The sequence below is a fragment of the Pseudomonas sp. NFPP07 genome (genome assembly GCF_900115645.1).
GTDB classification, from domain to species: domain Bacteria; phylum Pseudomonadota; class Gammaproteobacteria; order Pseudomonadales; family Pseudomonadaceae; genus Aquipseudomonas; species Aquipseudomonas chlororaphis.
This window is the reverse complement of record NZ_FOXG01000003.1, coordinates 149,961-167,178: the sequence shown is the minus strand read 5'-3', so window position 1 is coordinate 167,178 and position 17,218 is coordinate 149,961. Positions and strand designations below refer to the sequence as shown.

The window sequence follows — 17,218 nt, the reverse complement described above, 5'->3', positions numbered from 1 at the left end:
GTTCAGCCCTCCTTGGCCGGAACCGGCGCCGACTGCCCACTGTCTTTCAGGGCCTTGGTCACTTCCGGCGGCATGTACTTCTCGTCGTGCTTGGCCAGCACTTCGTCGGCCACCACCACGCCGTCGGCGTTGAGCTTGCCCAGGGCGACGATGCCCTGCCCTTCGCGGAACAGGTCCGGGAGGATGCCGCGGTAGGTGATGGTCACGGCCTTGTTGAAGTCGGTGACCACGAAACGCACGTCCAGCGAGTCCGCCGAGCGTTGCAGCGAGCCCATCTGCACCATGCCGCCGGCGCGGATCCGCGTGTCATGGGGGGCTTCGCCGTTGGCGATCTGGGTCGGGGTGTAGAACAGATTGATGTTCTGTTGCAGGGCGCTCAGCGCCAGGCCGACGGCAACGCCCACGCCGCCCAGCACACCGAGGATGATCAACAGACGCTTTTTACGCAGCGGATTCACTGATTGTTCTCCCGGCGCAGACGACGCGCCTCTTGTTGCAGGTAACGCTTGCGGGCCAGCAACGGCACCGCCACGTTGAGGATCAGCACCACCAGGCAGATGCCGTAGGCTGACCAGACATACAGGCCATGATGGCCCATGGCGAGAAAGTCGGCGAAGGAAGAAAAACTCATGATGCCGCCTCCAGGCTGTTCTGCACTTCGGCCCTGACCCAGCTGGCGCGGGCTTCGCGCTTGAGCACTTCGAGACGCATGCGCAGCAACAGCACGGCGCCGAAGAAACAATAGAAGCCCAGCACCGTCAGCAACAGCGGCAGCCACATCTCGACGGGCATCGCCGGCTTTTCGGTGAGGGTGAAGGTCGCGCCCTGGTGCAGGGTGTTCCACCACTCCACCGAGTATTTGATGATCGGGATGTTGATCACCCCGACGATGGCCAGCACCGCGCAGGCCTTGGCCGCGCTGTCGCGATTGCTGATGGCGTTGCCCAGGGCGATCAGGCCGAAGTACAGGAACAGCAGGATCAGCATGGAGGTCAGGCGCGCGTCCCAGACCCACCACGAGCCCCAGGTCGGCTTGCCCCAGATGGCCCCGGTGACCAGCGCCACGGCAGTCATCCAGGCCCCGATGGGCGCCGCGCATTGCAGGGCGACATCGGCCAGTTTCATCTTCCACACCAGGCCCACCACCCCGCACACCGCCAGCATCACGTAGATGGACTGGGCCAGCATGGCCGCGGGAACGTGGATGTAGATGATGCGAAAGCTGTTGCCTTGCTGATAGTCCGGCGGCGCGAAGGCCAGGCCCCAAACGACGCCGACGGTGATCAGCAGCAAGGCTGCGATGCTCAGCCAGGGCAACAGCTTGCTGCTGATGCCGTAAAACCACTTGGGCGAGCCGAGCTTATGAAACCAGGTCCAGTTCATACTGTTTCCATCACGGGTGCCGCGCGCTGTCACGCACAGCCAGGGTCTTTACTGATCAAAATTTGATCAGACCTCATTATTCGCCGACGCTGATCTTCAGGCCAGCCGCTATTGCAAAAGGTGTCAGGGTTACTGCCAGGGCGGTCAGGCTCCCAAGCCACAGCAGGTAACCGGTCGCCGGCATGCCCTGCAAGACCGCCTGCAAGGCGCCGCTGCCGAGAATCAATACCGGGATGTACAGGGGCAGGATCAGCAGCGCCAGCAACAGGCCGCCACGCTTGAGCCCTACTGTCAACGCCGCGCCCACCGCGCCCAGCAGGCTGAGCACCGGAGTGCCCAGCAACAGGGACAGCAACAGCACCGGCAGACAGGCTGTGGGCAGGCCGAGCATCAGTGCCAACAGGGGCGCAAGCAATACCAGTGCCAGGCCGGAAAAGGCCCAGTGTGCCAGCACCTTGGCCAAAACCAGAAGAGGCAGGGGGTGCGGCGAAAGGACCCACTGTTCCAGGGATCCGTCCTCGAAATCACTGCGAAAAAGCCCGTCCAGCGAGAGCAAAACCGATAACAGGGCCGCTACCCAGACTAGCCCTGGAGACAAGGTTTGCAACAATTGTGTCTCAGGTCCCACCGCCAATGGGAACAGTGCGACAACGATGGCGAAAAACACCAGCGGGTTGGCCAGTTCGGCGGGACGGCGGAACAGCAGCCGGGATTCGCGGGCAACCAGCAGTCCGAAAACACTCATACGGCCCAATGCCCCAGATCGATGTCGCGATAGCCGGCCGGCAGGCGGCTCAGTGTGTGGTGGGTGGTGAGGATCACCATGCCGCCGCGTTCGCAGTGGCCGGCCAGGTGTTCTTCCAGTTGCGCCACGCCCTGTTTGTCCAGGGCGGTGAAGGGTTCGTCGAGAATCCACAGCGGCGGGCTGTCCAGGTACAGCCGGGCCAGCGCCACCCGGCGCTGCTGGCCGGCGGACAGGGTGTGGCAGGGCACATCCTCGAAACCGCGCAGGCCGACCGCCGCCAGGGCCTGCCAGATCGCCTCGCGATCGGCGGGCTGATGCAGGGCGCAGAGCCAGCTGAGGTTTTCCTCGGGGCTCAACAGGTCCTTGATCCCCGCCGCATGGCCGATCCACAACAGATTGCGCGCCAGCTCCGCGCGCTGGGCATTGAGCGGCTGGCCATTGAGCAGCACCTGGCCGCTGGTCGGCTGCATCAGCCCTGCCAGCAGGCGCAACAGGCTGGTCTTGCCGCTGCCGTTGGGACCGCTGATCTGCAACATGTCGCCGCTGGCCAGACGCAGTTCGAGCTTTTCGAAGAGCAGCCGCAGGTCGCGCTCACAGGCAAGCGCTACGGCTTCTAGAAGAGGACTGGTCAAATGATCGCGGGCCTTTACGGTTCAAGTCGGCGGTGGAGCAGCCGTTAAAGAGATGCAGAATAAACGCATCGGCGGCCTGTTCCAGAGAGCTGCGTCAAACTTTTGCGATGTTTTCGCCACGCTCCCCGAAGACGGGCGGCATTATACATGCGATGCCCTACTCTCAAGAGGGCTTATTTCTCCACAGGTTGTGTCCAGATGACAGGCGAAATCACCCTTCCTCCGCTGCCCCAACTGACGCCGGGAACCGTGCGCGCGCTGCCGATCAGTGGTGAATTGCTCAAGTTGCTGCAGCCCCTGGAAGGCCTGATCGCCGCCGGCCAATCGGCCAAGGCCGAAGTACTGTCGCTCAAGCAGGCGGACCAGACGTTCCAACTGTTGCTCAAGCTGACCCTCGACAGCGGCCGGCAGACCACCGTCCAGGCCACCAGCAACCAGCCGCTGCCCCTGGGCACCAGCCTGGCGGTGACCCAGCCCTCGGCGGGCAACCTGGCCATCACCGTGCAGCAGGCGATTGCCGCCAGCGTCGCCACCCTGACCCGCCTGGACACCGCACAGCTTCCCGTGGGCACCCTGCTGCAGGGCAAGGTGCTGACCACCCAGCTACAACCCCAGGCAGCCGGACAACCGGCGGTCTACCGCTCGCTGGTGAGCCTGCTCAACACCGCCCTGAGCGGCAGCACCCTGAGCATCGACAGCCCGCAACCCTTGCGCATCGGCAGCCTGCTGAGCGCCCAGGTGCAAGGCTCGCAGAGCTTGAGCTTCGTGCCGCTGAGCGGGCGCCAGGAGCAACTGGCGATCGCCCAGCAACTGGCCGCCCAGCAAAGCCGCCAGGCCTCGCTGACAGGCCTGATCAATGCGTTGCAGAACCTGCCGCCCTCCGACGACACCTCCAGCGAACTGCGCGCCACGGTGGACAAGCTGCTCGCCGGCCTGCCCGACCTGCAGCAACTGAGCAATCCCAAGGCGCTGGCCCAGGCCCTGGGCAACAGCGGTGCCTTTCTCGAGTCACGGCTGCTGGCCGGCGACAATCCGGCCCTGGCGGCTGACCTGAAAGGCAACCTGCTGCGCCTGATCGCCCAGATGACGCCAGGCCTGCCGGCCAGCACCAATTTCAACGCGATCATTGCCGCCAACACCCTGGCCCAGGTGCTGCCGAGCTTTGTGCGCAGCGCCCTGGGCACCCTCGGCCAGGTCAGCGCCAGGCCTCAGCCGGGTGGCTTCCCCCTGCCCTCGCGGCTGCTGCAAAGCCTCGAGGAGGAAGGCGACCTGGAACACCTGCTGCGCCTGGCCGCGGCCGCTGTTTCGCGCTTGCAGAGCCATCAGCTGGCGAGCCTGGAACAGAGCGGCATGACCGATGACGGTCGGCTGCTGACCACCTGGCAACTGGAGATCCCGATGCGCACGATGCAGGACATCGTGCCCTTGCAGGTCAAGTTCCAGCGCGAAGACCCGGCGGAAAAACCGCCCGAGGAAAAACGCGATGAACGCGAACCGAAGCAGCAGCTGTGGCGCGTCGAACTGGCGTTCGACCTCGAACCCCTGGGCCCGCTACAGGTGCAGGCGCAATTGCTCAAGGGCCGCCTGTCCAGCCAGCTCTGGGCGCAGCGGCCATTTACCGCGAGCCTGATCGAAAGCCATCTGGGCAGCCTGCGTGAACGGCTGCTCGCGTCCGGCCTGGATGTCGGCGATCTGGACTGCCATCTCGGCACGCCACCGCAGGGCCCGAAAACCCGACTGGAACAACGCTGGGTCGATGAAACCGCATGAATAATCCCAACCCGCCACGCCAGGCCATCGCCCTCAAGTACGACGGCCAGCACGCGCCCACGCTGACCGCCAAGGGCGACGACGAACTGGCCGAAGCCATCCTGAAAATCGCCCGCGACTGTGAAGTGCCGATCTATGAGAACGCCGAGCTGGTGAAACTGCTGGCGCGCATGGAGCTGGGCGACAGCATTCCCGAGGAGTTGTACCGGACCATTGCCGAAATCATCGCCTTCGCCTGGAACCTCAAGGGCAAGTTCCCGGCCGGGCATGAGCCGCAGGAAGCGGCGCTGGAGAAGGATGTGACGGAAAGCGGGGAGGATTACTGACCTGTAGCCGTTGCCGCGGGCTGCGATCGGCCGCAGGACCTCAGGATCGCTGAAGCCCTTCGGCCTTGGCGCAGCCTGCGGCAGCGGCTACAGAGGGATTTCAGCTCTTGTGCAGCTTGCTCATCAACTCGGCCTCGGCCTGGGTCAAGCCGCAGGACTGAGTCAGTTCGTCGACGCTGGCGCCCATGCCCACCAGGCGCGCGGCCTGGGCGAAGGACAGGCTCGACGGATCACGCTGTTCCAGCTGGGCCAGCTTGTCCGGCAACGGGCCGACCACCGCGCGCAGCTCATGCAGGTCTTCGCCCATGCGCACCGTACCGTTCTGGTAATCGTCGACGCGCTTGGCCAGGTCCTTGATGCGCTGATCGCGCAGCGCATCGCCCTGGGCCTGCTGGGCGGCGATCTGCCGCTGAGCGCGGATATAGGCCAGGAACATCGCCAGTGTGCCTGCCCAAAAGAGGAACAGGACAATAACCGCAACCTCGAGAATCAATCAGATACTCTCCAGTTCCGACCACTCTTCTTCGCTCATCATCTTGTCCAGCTCAACCAGAATCAGCAACTCGCCGTTCTTGTTGCACACGCCCTGGATGAACTTGGCCGACTCTTCGTTACCGACGTTCGGCGCGGTCTCGACTTCCGACTGACGCAGGTAAACCACTTCCGCCACGCTGTCGACCATGATCCCGACCACTTGCTTGTCGGCTTCGATGATCACGATACGGGTGTTGTCGTTGACCTCGGTGGGCACCAGGCCGAAACGCTGGCGGGTGTCGATCACGGTCACCACGTTGCCACGCAGGTTGATGATGCCCAGCACGTAGCTCGGGGCACCCGGTACCGGCGCGATCTCGGTGTAGCGCAGGACTTCCTGCACGCGCATCACGTTGATGCCGTAGGACTCGTTATCCAGCTTGAAGGTTACCCATTGCAGGATCGGATCTTCGGAACTCTGTGCGGACGACGACTTATTCATACCCCTGACCCCTCAAAAAACCGTTGGAAACGGTGTGTGTTCTGTGTGGCCGCACCGTCGGCGCAGCCTGTTGTTGGTCTATATCGGCTTCGGCGCCGGTTTGCTGATAGCCAAGTGTTTCGCGCCGCCGCTGGCGATCAGCTCGGCCAGCTCGGAAACGTCCAGCAGCGCGCACATATGCTCGATGACCGTGCCCGCCAGCCATGGCCGCTGGCCACGGTGGCTGCGCCATTTGATTTCGTTCGGGTCCAGGCGCAACGAGCGGCTGACCTGATGCACCGCCAGCCCCCACTCGTAGCCCTGGACCGAGATCACGTATTGCAGGCCCTGGCGGAAGTCGTCGCGGTAGCGATCCGGCATCACCCAGCGCGCGGTATCCAGCACCTTCAGGTTGCCGGCCTGGCTCGGCAGGATCCCGAGGAACCACTCCGGCTGACCGAACAGCGGTGTCAGCTCATGCCCCGCCAGGGAATAGATCGACCCCAGACAGACCAGCGGCACCGCCAGGGTCAACCCGGCGACATCGAACAGCAGGCACTCGAAGGGTTCCGCCGCCCAGCTCGGCCGGTCATCAGCCGCCACCGGGGGTGGCGTGCTGCTTGGCGGCCGATGCACCTCGACCACCGGTTCGACCAGGCCTTGCAGCAAGGGCGCAACGGTCGACAAGGTGGCCGGCAATGGCGCGGGCGCCTCCAGCACGGGGGCGACCATCGGTTCCTCGACCCGCACTACCGGCGCGACAACCGCAGCCGGCGCACGCTGGACCTGGGCATCGCGAGCCTGTTCTTCGAGCACCGCGGCCTGGAACTCATCCAGGACCTCGCTCGACACCGCTACTTCTTCTACCGCTGCCTGAACCTGCGGCAGCGCCTCGGGAACCGCGAATTCTTCTTCGGTGGCGTCCTGCAGCAACGCGTCCAGGTAGGACTGCAGCGCCAGCTGCGGCCGGGACGTGACGTCGATAGGACGGTTCATAAGGATGCCCACGGATAAAGCCCAGCACAGTGACCTGTAGGGTTTATCGGCCGGACCGGCAGCAGACTTGAATGCTCCGCCACGTCAGGCCACCTGCGGGACAAGTTGCTGCGCCAGCAGGTGCTTGAGCAAGGCGCGATAGGCCAGTACGCCGCGGCTCTTGCCGTCAAATTGCGAAGGCGTCAACCCGGCCCGGCTGGCATCGCGCAGGCGCGTGTCGACCGGGATATAGCCCTGCCAGATCTCATCCGGGAACTTGTCGCGCAGCACCCGCAAGGTGCCCAGGGACGCCTGGGTGCGGCGGTCGAACAGGGTCGGCACGATGCTGAACGGCAGCGCCTGTTTGCGCGAACGGTTGATCATCGCCAAGGTATTGACCATGCGTTCCAGGCCCTTGACCGCCAGGTGCTCGGTCTGCACCGGGATCACCAGTTGCTGGCTCGCCGCCAAGGCATTGACCATCAGCACGCCAAGCAACGGCGGGCTGTCGATCACCGCATAGTCGAAATCCTGCCACAGCTGCGCCAGGCTCTTGGCGATCACCAGGCCCAGGCCGCTCTGCCCCGGCGACTGGCGCTCCAGGGTGGCCAGCGCGGTACTCGAGGGCAGCAGGGAAATACGTTCGTCGCTGGTCGACAGCAGCAACTGCCCGGGCAAGCCCTCGGGGACGCTGCCCTTGTGCAGGAACAGGTCGTAGTTACTGTGTTCCAGGCTGTCGGGGTCATAGCCGAAGTAGCTGGTCATGGAGCCGTGGGGGTCGAGATCGACCACGACCACGCGCTTGCCCGCCTCGGCCAGCAACCCGGCTAAAGCGATGGAACTGGTGGTCTTACCGACGCCACCCTTTTGATTGGCAACTGCCCAGACTCTCATTCAGATTGTTCCTCCCGGCAGGCACGGGCCAGCCGAGAAATAGCACCCAGTTATAAAGCCGGTGACGGAGAATTGACGGCACTCTCGCGTCCCGGCGTCTTGACTGACGTAGGTGCAGTTTGTGTGCCAGCCCGCTTCAATGCCGCATCCGGTGTCGCATGGGCGGTGCCGGTGCCCGTCAGGCTGCGGCGTACGTCGAGATTGCGCGACACCACCAGCACCACCCGACGGTTGCGGGCACGGCCATCGGCCGTCGCGTTATTGGCTACCGGCTGGAACTCGCCGTAGCCGACCGATGCCAGGCGCTGCGGATTGACCCCCTGCATCGCCAACATCCGCACGATGCTCGCCGAGCGAGCCGACGACAGCTCCCAGTTGGTCGGGTACTGCGCGGTCTGGATCGGTTGGTTGTCGGTAAAGCCCTCGACGTGAATCGGGTTGTCGAAGGGTTTGAGGATCGCCGCCACCTTGTCGATGATGTTGAACGCCAGGTCGCTGGGCATGGCATCGCCGCTGCCGAACAACAGGCTGGAGTTGAGTTCGATCTCGACCCACAGCTCGTTGCCGCGCACGGTCATCTGGTTGGAACTGATCAGGTCGCCAAAGGCCGCGCTGATATCGTCGGCGATGCTTTTCAGCGGATCGCTGGCACCGGCGATACCGGCGTCGGTCTGCTCGCTGTCCTTGACCAGCGGCTTGGCCGGGGTCACGGTCTGGGGCCGCTCCTCACCGATGGGAATCGGTTTGAGGGCGCGGTCCGAATCGGTGAACACGCCGATCAGCGCTTCGGAAATGACCTTGTACTTGCCCTCGTTGATCGAGGAGATCGAGTACATGACCACGAAAAAGGCGAACAGCAAGGTGATGAAGTCCGCGTAGGACACCAGCCAACGCTCATGGTTGACGTGTTCTTCATGCCGGCGACGACGGGACATAGTCCATTACCCCCATCAATCCATGAAGCCTTGCAGCTTCAACTCAATGGAACGAGGGTTTTCACCTTCGGCAATCGACAGGATTCCTTCAAGCAACATTTCGCGATAACGCGACTGGCGCAAGGCTATGGACTTGAGCTTGGCGGCGATCGGCAGCAATACCAGGTTGGCGCTGGCCACGCCGTAGATGGTCGCGACGAAGGCCACGGCGATACCGCTGCCCAGCTGCGAAGGGTCGGCCAGGTTGCCCATCACATGGATCAGGCCCATGACCGCACCGATGATGCCGATGGTCGGCGCGTAGCCGCCCATGCTTTCAAAGACTTTTGCCGCTTCGATGTCGCGGCTTTCCTGGGTGTAGAAATCCACTTCCAGGATGCTGCGGATGGACTCCGGCTCGGCGCCGTCCACCAGCAGTTGCAAGCCCTTGCGCGAATAGGTGTCGGGCTCGGCATCGGCCACGCCTTCCAGGCCCAGCAGGCCTTCCTTGCGGGCGGTCAGGCTCCAGTTGACGACACGGTCGATGCCCCCGGGCAGGTCGACCCGCGGCGGAAACAGGATCCAGCCGAGGATCTGCATGGCCCGCTTGAAGGCGCTCAGCGGCGATTGCAGCAACGCCGCGCCGATGGTCCCGCCCAGCACGATCAGCGCCGCCGGACCATTGGCCAGGGCCGACAGATGACCGCCTTCCAGGTAGTTGCCACCGATAATGGCGACGAACGCCATGATGATCCCGATGAGGCTTAGAACATCCATCAGAGACAGGCCTCGACCAGGTGCTTGCCAATGTCGTCCAGGCCGTACACCGCATCCGCCAGCTCCGCCTTGACGATCGCCATCGGCATCCCGTAGATCACACAGCTCGCCTCATCCTGGGCCCAGACCGCGCTGCCACCCTGCTTGAGCAGGCGCGCGCCTTCGCGACCGTCGGCGCCCATGCCGGTGAGGACCACCGCCAGAACTTTGTCGCCGTAGGACTTGGCCGCCGAACCGAAGGTGATGTCCACGCACGGCTTGTAGTTCAGGCGCTCGTCGCCCGGGAGGATTTTCACCGCGCCACGGCCGTCGACCATCATCTGCTTGCCGCCCGGTGCCAGCAGCGCCAGGCCCGGACGCAGGATGTCGCCATCCTCGGCTTCCTTGACGCTGATCCGGCAGAGCTTGTCCAGGCGCTCGGCGAACGCCTTGGTGAAGGCCGCCGGCATGTGCTGGATCAGCACGATCGGCGCCGGGAAGTTGGCCGGCAACTGGGTCAGCACCCGCTGCAGCGCCACCGGACCACCAGTGGAGGTACCGATGGCCACCAGTTTGTAGGCCTTGCGCTTGGGCGCCGGCGACGACGCGCCAGCGGCCGGCGTGCGGGCGGGAATCGGCGCCGGAGCCGGGCGCGCCGGGGCCGTGCCGCCGAAGCTGCTGGTGCTCGTTGGCGCGGGCTTCGGTGCCGCCGCCGGTTGTGGCGCCGGCGCACTGTAGCTGCTGAAACGACGGTTACTGCGCGAGATGCTATGGACCTTCTCGCACAGCAGTTGCTTGACCTTCTCGGGATTGCGCGAGATGTCTTCGAAGTTCTTCGGCAGGAAATCCACCGCACCGGCATCCAGCGCATCCAGGGTTACCCGGGCGCCTTCATGGGTCAGCGAGGAGAACATCAATACCGGCGTCGGGCAGCGCTGCATGATGTGCCGCACGGCCGTGATGCCATCCATCATCGGCATCTCGTAGTCCATGGTGATCACGTCCGGCTTGAGTGCCAGCGCCTGATCGATCGCCTCTTTGCCGTTGGTCGCGGTACCGACGACCTGGATATTGATATCCGCTGAAAGAATTTCCGAGACGCGGCGGCGGAAAAAACCCGAATCATCCACCACCAGGACCTTGACTGCCATAAACACTCCGTTAGGCGGGGCAAGGCAAATGGCCCCGCCCCTCCGGTATTCAAATACGCCGTGCGGCGTAACGCTTGAGCATGCTCGGAACATCGAGAATCAGTGCGATGCGGCCGTCACCGGTAATGGTGGCGCCCGACATGCCCGGGGTTCCCTGGAGCATCTTGCCCAATGGCTTGATGACGACTTCTTCCTGGCCGACCAGTTGATCGACGACGAAGCCGATCCGCTGGGTGCCGACCGAAAGGATCACCACATGGCCTTCGCGCTGCTCTTCGTGAGCGGCGGAACTGACCAGCCAGCGCTTGAGGTAGAACAGTGGCAGCGCCTTGTCGCGGACGATCACCACCTCCTGGCCGTCGACCACGTTGGTGCGCGACAGGTCCAGGTGGAAGATTTCGTTGACGTTGACCAGCGGGAAGGCGAACGCCTGGTTGCCCAGCATCACCATCAGGGTCGGCATGATCGCCAGGGTCAGCGGCACCTTGATGACGATCTTCGAACCCTGGCCCTTGGTCGAGTAGATGTTGATCGAACCGTTGAGCTGGGAAATCTTGGTCTTCACCACGTCCATGCCCACGCCGCGGCCGGACACGTCGGAGATCTCGGTCTTGGTCGAGAAACCCGGGGCGAAGATCAGGTTGTAGCACTCGGTGTCGCTCAGGCGATCGGCGGCATCCTTGTCCATCACCCCACGCTTGACCGCAATGGCGCGCAGGACGTTCGGGTCCATGCCTTTGCCGTCGTCGGAGATCGACAACAGGATATGGTCGCCTTCCTGCTCGGCCGCCAGCACCACCTTGCCGCCACGGGACTTGCCCGAGGCCTCGCGCTCTTCCGGCGACTCGATACCGTGGTCGACGGCGTTGCGCACCAAGTGCACCAGCGGGTCGGCCAGGGCCTCGACGAGGTTCTTGTCGAGGTCGGTCTCTTCGCCGACCAGCTCCAGGTTGATCTCTTTCTTGAGCTGGCGGGCCAGGTCGCGAACCAGGCGCGGGAAGCGCCCGAAGACCTTCTTGATCGGCTGCATCCGGGTCTTCATCACCGCGGTCTGCAAGTCGGCCGTGACCACGTCGAGGTTCGACACGGCCTTGGACATGGCTTCGTCGCCGCTGTTGAGCCCCAGGCGCACCAGGCGGTTACGCACCAGCACCAGCTCGCCGACCATGTTCATGATTTCGTCCAGCCGCGCGGTATCGACCCGCACGGTGGTTTCGGCTTCGCTGACCGGCTTTTCCGCCGGGGCGGCAGCCGGAGCACGAGCGGGCGCCGCAGCAGCGGCTGGAGCCGGTTTTGGCGTTTCGGCCTTGGCTTCAGGCTTCTTCACCGCGGGCTTGGCGACGGCGGCAGGCGCCGGAGCCGTGACGGCCGTTGCGCTACCCACGGTCGCCGCGGCAGCGGGCACTTCAGAGAACTTGCCCTTGCCATGCAGCTCGTCGAGCAGGGATTCGAATTCCTGGTCGGTGATCAGGTCGCTACCGGCGGCGGCCGCGCTTGGTGCTGCCGGCGGCACCGCCGCTGCTACCGCGGAGTCCAGCGCATCGACCGCAAAGTTGCCTTTGCCATGCAGCTGGTCCAGCAGGGCTTCGAATTCGTCATCGGTGATTTCGTCGCTGGCCGCGGCTTTTTCCGCAGCCGGCGCCGTGGCCGAAGGGGCCACCGCATCCGGTGCGAACTGGCCCTTGCCATGCAATTGATCGAGCAGCGACTCGAACTCGGCGTCGGTGATTTCGTCGCTGGCCGCTTCGCTGCCGGCAACGGGTGCCGCGGGAGCAATAGCAGCCGGGGCTTCGGCCTCGGCCTTGGCGGCATTGAGCGAATCGAGCAGCTGCTCGAACTCGCTGTCGGTGATATCGCCGGACTCGCTTTCGGTCGATTCGGCGACCGGCTCGGCAACGGCTTCGACAACTGTCTCAACCTCGGCCACCGGCGCGGCGACCTCCTCGGCCCCCGCAGGCTCGGCCAGGCGGGCCAGGGCAGCCAGCAGCTCCGGGGTGGCGGCGGTGATCTCGGTACGCTCGCGCACCTGGCCGAACATGCCGTTCACCGCGTCCAGCGCTTCGAGCACCACGTCCATCAGTTCCGCGTCGACGCGGCGCTCACCCTTGCGCAGGATGTCGAACACGTTCTCGGCGATGTGGCAGCACTCCACCAGCTCGTTGAGCTGGAGGAAGCCGGCGCCCCCTTTTACAGTGTGAAAACCGCGAAAAATTGCGTTGAGCAGATCCGCATCGTCCGGCCGGCTTTCCAGCTCGACCAGTTGTTCGGACAGTTGCTCTAGAATCTCGCCGGCCTCAACCAGAAAATCCTGAAGGATTTCTTCATCGGCGCCGAAGCTCATGTATGGGTGCTCCTAGAATCCAAGGCTGGAAAGCAAATCGTCGACATCGTCCTGACCGGATACAACGTCTTCACGTTTATCGGCATGAATCTGCGGACCTTCACCCTTGGCCAGATGTTTTTGCGGATCTTTTTCAGCGAGGATCGATTCCCGGTCATGTTCGATGCCGGCAAAACGATCGACCTGGCTGGCCATCAGGACCAGTTTGAGCAAATTGCTCTCGACTTCGGTGACCAACTGGGTCACGCGCTTGATCACCTGACCGGTCAGGTCCTGGTAGTCCTGCGCCAGCAGAATGTCGTTGAGGTTGCTCGATACCGCGCGCGTCTCTTGCTCGCTGCGGGTCAGGAAACCGTCCACCCGGCGGGCCAGGTCGCGGAATTCCTCGGCGCCCAGTTCGCGGCGCATGAAACGCCCCCAATCGGCGCTCAGGGCCTGGGCTTCGCTGCTCAGGCCATTGACCAGCGGGGTGGCGCTCTCGACCAGATCCATGGTGCGGTTGGCCGCGGCCTCGGTCAGCCTGACCACATAGGACAGGCGCTCGGTGGCATCCGTGATCTGTGAAACTTCCTCGGCTTGCGGCATATGCGGGTCAATCTGGAAATTGACGATGGCGCTATGCAGCTCGCGGGTGAGCTTGCCGACCTCCTGGTACAGGCCGCGGTCACGGGTCTGGTTGAGCTCATGGATCAGTTGCACGGCTTCGCCGAACTTGCCTTTTTCAAGGCTGTCGACCAGTTCGAGTGCGTGTTTTTTCAGGGTCGATTCGAAATCGCCCAATGAAGATTCGTTGTGCTCCATAGCTCCCCCGTGGCGGAATGATTCCACTCTCAACCGATGCGTTCGAAGATCTTCTCGATCTTCTCTTTCAACGCCTGGGCCGTGAAGGGCTTGACCACATAACCGTTTACGCCGGCCTGGGCAGCTTCGATGATCTGTTCGCGCTTGGCTTCAGCGGTCACCATGAGTACCGGCAGGTGCTTGAGTTTTTCATCGGCGCGCACATGGCGCAGCAGATCGATACCGGTCATGCCGGGCATGTTCCAGTCCGTTACCAGAAAGTCGATGCTCCCACTGTTGAGGACCGGAATGGCGGTGGTGCCATCGTCAGCCTCGACCGTGTTGGTGAACCCCAGGTCACGCAACAGGTTTTTTATGATCCGCCGCATCGTTGAGAAGTCATCAACGATGAGGATTTTCATGTTCTTGTCCAATTCGACCTCCAAGCAGTCTTAAACGCGTCCAGCACCTGAACGCGCCATTCAATCAATCAGGCAGAGCACTCAACGACTGCATGGAATACACACCGCAAGCCCGGCCACGTCGTGCCAGTCTCGTCCGCAGTGTCCCCCACACTGCCTGTCAGCGCGCTCGCCACTCTCCCAAACGCCCCCGCAAACGGGCCGCGCACTGGCTGTGTAACTGGCTGACCCGCGATTCGCTGACCCCCAGGACCTCACCGATTTCCTTGAGGTTCAGCTCTTCGTCGTAGTACAGCGCCAAGACCAGTCGCTCACGCTCCGGCAAATTGGCAATCGCGTCCGCCAGCGCGGCCTGGAAACGTTCGTCCTCCAGGTCGCGCGACGGCTCGAGATGAGCACTCGCGCCATCCTCATGCAGCCCTTCATGCTCACCGTCCTGCAACAGGTCGTCGAAGCTGAACAGGCGACTGCCCAAGGTGTCGTTCAAAATCCCGTAATAATCGTCGAGACTCAATTGAAGTTCGGCCGCAACTTCATGATCTTTAGCGTCACGACCGGTTTTAGCTTCAATTGCGCGAATGGCATCGCTCACCATCCGGGTATTGCGATGTACCGAACGCGGCGCCCAGTCACCTTTACGGACCTCATCGAGCATCGCACCGCGGATACGGATACCCGCGTAGGTCTCGAAACTCGCGCCCTTGCTCGCGTCGTACTTGGTCGACACTTCGAGCAGACCGATCATCCCGGCCTGGATCAGGTCTTCGACCTGGACACTGGCCGGCAGGCGCGCCAGCAAGTGATAGGCAATACGCTTGACCAGAGGCGCATAGCGCTCGATCAATTCGTACTGGCTGTCACGTGCCGACTTTTTGTAAAGGTTGTAGCCGCTGGCGCTCATAGCACCGGTCCCGCTGTCTGATGCACGAGCCGCTCGACGAAAAATTCCAGATGTCCGCGTGGGTTGGCCGGCAACGGCCAGGTATCGACCTTCTGCGCGATGGCCTTGAACGCCAGCGCGCATTTCGAACGCGGAAACGCCTCATAGACCGCACGCTGCTTTTGCACGGCCTTGCGCACGCATTCGTCGTAAGGCACGGCGCCGACATATTGTAGGGCCACGTCCAGGAAGCGATCCGTGACCTTGGTCAACTTGGCGAACAGGTTGCGCCCTTCTTGCGGGCTCTGCGCCATGTTGGCGAGCACGCGGAAGCGGTTCATACCGTAGTCGCGGTTGAGCAGCTTGATCAGCGCGTAGGCGTCGGTGATCGAGGTCGGCTCGTCGCAGACCACCAGCAATACTTCCTGGGCCGCGCGGACGAAGCTGACCACCGAGTCGCCGATGCCGGCGGCGGTGTCGATCACCAGCACATCGAGGTTGTCGCCGATGTCGCTAAAGGCCTGGATCAGGCCGGCATGCTGCGCCGGGCTCAGATGAACCATGCTCTGGGTGCCGGACGCCGCCGGCACGATACGGATTCCACCCGGCCCCTGCAGCAGCACATCGCGCAGCTCGCAGCGGCCTTCGATCACGTCGGCGAGGGTCCGTTTGGGGGTCAGCCCCAATAGCACGTCGACGTTGGCCAGACCCAGGTCGGCGTCCAGCAGCATGACGCGCCGGCCGAGCTCCGCTAGGGCCAGGGACAAGTTCACTGACACGTTAGTCTTGCCGACGCCACCTTTGCCGCCGGTCACCGCGATCACCTGTACGGGATGCATGCTGCCCATGTTCTTTCTTTACCTTGTCTTACTTAGACGGGGCCACATAACTGGCTGCGCGTTCACCAACGGAACAATGCCTGGCAGACCATCGATGTAGGTACATTGCAATCTTTTCATGATTCCCTCAGCCAACCCGCTTGGTCGGGTTGTGGTAGAGGTCAGCGAACATGTCAGCCATGGCTTCTTCGCTGGGTTCTTCCTGCATCTGCACGCTCACCGCACGACTGACCAGCTGATGACGGCGCGGCAAGTGCAGATCGTCCGGAATCCGCGGGCCATCGGTCAGATAGGCAACGGGGAGTTCGTGACTGATCGCCAGGCTCAACACCTCACCAAGGCTGGCGGTTTCATCCAGTTTAGTCAGGATGCAGCCGGCCAGCCCGCAACGCTTGTAGCTGTGGTATGCGGCGGTTAGAACCTGTTTCTGGCTGGTGGTTGCCAAGACCAGATAATTTTTTGCCCGGATGCCACGTCCGGCCAGGCTTTCCAGCTGCATGCGCAGGGCCGGGTCGCTGGCTTGCAGGCCGGCGGTGTCGATCAGCACCACGCGCTTGCGCAGCAGCGGATCGAGGGCTTGCGCCAGGGACTGGCCCGGGTCGACATGGGTCACCGAGACGTTGAGGATCCGGCCCAGGGTCTTGAGCTGTTCCTGGGCGCCGATGCGGTAGCTGTCCATGCTCACCAGCGCGATGTTCTGCGCGCCGTACTTGAGTACATAACGCGCGGCCAGCTTGGCCAGGGTGGTGGTCTTGCCCATGCCGGCGGGGCCGACCATGGCGATCACGCCGCCCTCCTCCAGTGGCTCGACTTCCGGGGTCGCGATCATCCGCGCCAGGTGGGCCAGGAGCATGCGCCAGGCCTGGCGGGGTTCGTCGATTTCAGTGATCAGTGCCAGCAGGTCGCGGGCCAGCGGACCGGACAAGCCGATACGCTGCAGGCGCCGCCAGAGGTTGGCCTGTTCGGGCCGGCTGCCTTGCAGCTGGCTCCAGGCCAGGGAGCCGAGCTGGACTTCCAGCAGCTCGCGCAGGCCGTTGAGTTCAAAACGCATCGAGTCCAGTGCCCGCTGATCGACAGCCGGCGCGGCGACTACCGGGGCCGGGCGCTGCGGCTCGTTGAACGTAGGTTCGATCAGCGGCTCGGCGGCGGTCAGCGGCAGGCCGGCGAACAGCTGGCGATTGGTGCTGGCATCGCCGTCGCCACGCAGGCTCAGTTCGGCCTGGGCGGTGACGATGCGCGACTGAGTCTTGCGCAGTTCGTCCTCGAGCTCCATGTTCGGCACCCGTGGCGCCAGCGCCGACAGTTTGTAATCCAGGGCAGCCGTCAGCTCGACACCGCCGGCGATGCGGCGATTGCCAATGATGGCGGCGTCGGCGCCCAGCTCATCACGAACCAGCTTCATGGCCTGACGCATATCGGCGGCGAAAAAACGCTTAACTTGCATAACCCACTACC

The 17,218-nt window shown here is 63.5% G+C and carries 20 protein-coding genes; 2 read left to right on the top strand and 18 right to left on the bottom strand.

Annotation, left to right across the window (positions count from 1 at the left end; translation table 11 throughout):
* Window positions 1-2 precede the first annotated feature (2 nt).
* The 5 genes from ccmE to ccmA all read right to left on the bottom strand — a co-directional run bounded on the left by ccmE (window position 3) and on the right by ccmA (window position 2,760).
* A complete protein-coding gene (gene ccmE, locus BM019_RS08905) occupies window positions 3-458 on the bottom strand; it encodes a cytochrome c maturation protein CcmE (RefSeq protein ID WP_092418071.1) in 456 nt (151 codons plus the stop codon).
* Complete coding sequence (ccmD, locus tag BM019_RS08900) at window positions 455-631, bottom strand: heme exporter protein CcmD (protein ID WP_007922041.1); 177 nt, start codon at window positions 629-631, stop codon at window positions 455-457. Before ccmD ends, ccmE begins: the two co-directional genes overlap by 4 nt.
* Window positions 628-1,383 (bottom strand): heme ABC transporter permease, encoded by a 756-nt coding sequence (locus BM019_RS08895; RefSeq protein ID WP_007922035.1) that lies wholly within the window; start codon window positions 1,381-1,383, stop codon window positions 628-630. The genes ccmD and BM019_RS08895 overlap by 4 nt, the downstream gene beginning before the upstream one ends.
* Window positions 1,384-1,459: 76 nt before the next feature.
* Window positions 1,460-2,128 carry a heme exporter protein CcmB gene (gene ccmB, locus BM019_RS08890; protein ID WP_092418070.1) on the bottom strand — a complete coding sequence of 223 codons (669 nt, stop codon included), beginning with the start codon at window positions 2,126-2,128 and terminating at the stop codon, window positions 1,460-1,462.
* Window positions 2,125-2,760 (bottom strand): cytochrome c biogenesis heme-transporting ATPase CcmA, encoded by a 636-nt coding sequence (gene ccmA / locus BM019_RS08885; protein WP_085530167.1) that lies wholly within the window; start codon window positions 2,758-2,760, stop codon window positions 2,125-2,127. Before ccmA ends, ccmB begins: the two co-directional genes overlap by 4 nt.
* 198 nt (window positions 2,761-2,958) lie before the next feature.
* On the opposite strand from ccmA, the gene BM019_RS08880 reads away from it, so the two are divergent.
* Window positions 2,959-4,530 (top strand): flagellar hook-length control protein FliK, encoded by a 1,572-nt coding sequence (locus BM019_RS08880; protein WP_092418069.1) that lies wholly within the window; start codon window positions 2,959-2,961, stop codon window positions 4,528-4,530.
* Window positions 4,527-4,856 (top strand): EscU/YscU/HrcU family type III secretion system export apparatus switch protein, encoded by a 330-nt coding sequence (locus BM019_RS08875; protein ID WP_053260133.1) that lies wholly within the window; start codon window positions 4,527-4,529, stop codon window positions 4,854-4,856. The genes BM019_RS08880 and BM019_RS08875 overlap by 4 nt, the downstream gene beginning before the upstream one ends.
* Window positions 4,857-4,956: 100 nt before the next feature.
* On the opposite strand, the gene BM019_RS08870 is transcribed toward BM019_RS08875, so the two are convergent.
* The 13 genes from BM019_RS08870 to flhF form a co-directional block, all read right to left on the bottom strand.
* Entirely contained in the window at window positions 4,957-5,349 is a 393-nt protein-coding gene (locus tag BM019_RS08870; RefSeq protein ID WP_037033950.1) for a DUF2802 domain-containing protein, read from the bottom strand.
* Window positions 5,350-5,832, bottom strand: a complete 483-nt coding sequence (locus BM019_RS08865) for a chemotaxis protein CheW (RefSeq protein WP_007922496.1) — start codon at window positions 5,830-5,832, stop codon at window positions 5,350-5,352.
* 78 nt (window positions 5,833-5,910) lie between these two features.
* Entirely contained in the window at window positions 5,911-6,807 is an 897-nt protein-coding gene (locus tag BM019_RS08860) for a CheW domain-containing protein (protein WP_092418068.1), read from the bottom strand.
* A gap of 84 nt (window positions 6,808-6,891) precedes the next feature.
* Window positions 6,892-7,680: a ParA family protein gene (locus tag BM019_RS08855; RefSeq protein WP_007922498.1), complete on the bottom strand. Its 789-nt coding sequence runs from the start codon at window positions 7,678-7,680 to the stop codon at window positions 6,892-6,894.
* A gap of 50 nt (window positions 7,681-7,730) precedes the next feature.
* Complete coding sequence (gene motD / locus BM019_RS08850) at window positions 7,731-8,615, bottom strand: flagellar motor protein MotD (RefSeq protein ID WP_007922499.1); 885 nt, start codon at window positions 8,613-8,615, stop codon at window positions 7,731-7,733.
* A 15-nt stretch (window positions 8,616-8,630) separates the two neighbouring features.
* Window positions 8,631-9,371, bottom strand: a complete 741-nt coding sequence (locus BM019_RS08845) for a flagellar motor protein (protein ID WP_007922500.1) — start codon at window positions 9,369-9,371, stop codon at window positions 8,631-8,633.
* A complete protein-coding gene (locus tag BM019_RS08840; RefSeq protein WP_092418067.1) occupies window positions 9,371-10,501 on the bottom strand; it encodes a protein-glutamate methylesterase/protein-glutamine glutaminase in 1,131 nt (376 codons plus the stop codon). Before BM019_RS08840 ends, BM019_RS08845 begins: the two co-directional genes overlap by 1 nt.
* 49 nt (window positions 10,502-10,550) lie before the next feature.
* Window positions 10,551-12,842 carry a chemotaxis protein CheA gene (locus BM019_RS08835; RefSeq protein ID WP_092418066.1) on the bottom strand — a complete coding sequence of 764 codons (2,292 nt, stop codon included), beginning with the start codon at window positions 12,840-12,842 and terminating at the stop codon, window positions 10,551-10,553.
* A gap of 12 nt (window positions 12,843-12,854) precedes the next feature.
* Window positions 12,855-13,643, bottom strand: coding sequence for a protein phosphatase CheZ (locus tag BM019_RS08830; RefSeq protein WP_009042749.1), 789 nt, complete (start codon window positions 13,641-13,643; stop codon window positions 12,855-12,857).
* A gap of 29 nt (window positions 13,644-13,672) precedes the next feature.
* Entirely contained in the window at window positions 13,673-14,044 is a 372-nt protein-coding gene (locus tag BM019_RS08825) for a chemotaxis response regulator CheY (RefSeq protein ID WP_003183998.1), read from the bottom strand.
* A gap of 160 nt (window positions 14,045-14,204) precedes the next feature.
* A complete protein-coding gene (gene fliA / locus BM019_RS08820) occupies window positions 14,205-14,945 on the bottom strand; it encodes an RNA polymerase sigma factor FliA (RefSeq protein WP_007922505.1) in 741 nt (246 codons plus the stop codon).
* Window positions 14,942-15,772: a flagellar synthesis regulator FleN gene (gene fleN, locus BM019_RS08815; RefSeq protein ID WP_007922506.1), complete on the bottom strand. Its 831-nt coding sequence runs from the start codon at window positions 15,770-15,772 to the stop codon at window positions 14,942-14,944. Before fleN ends, fliA begins: the two co-directional genes overlap by 4 nt.
* 118 nt (window positions 15,773-15,890) lie before the next feature.
* Window positions 15,891-17,207, bottom strand: a complete 1,317-nt coding sequence (gene flhF, locus BM019_RS08810; RefSeq protein ID WP_009042748.1) for a flagellar biosynthesis GTPase FlhF — start codon at window positions 17,205-17,207, stop codon at window positions 15,891-15,893.
* Window positions 17,208-17,218 lie beyond the last annotated feature (11 nt).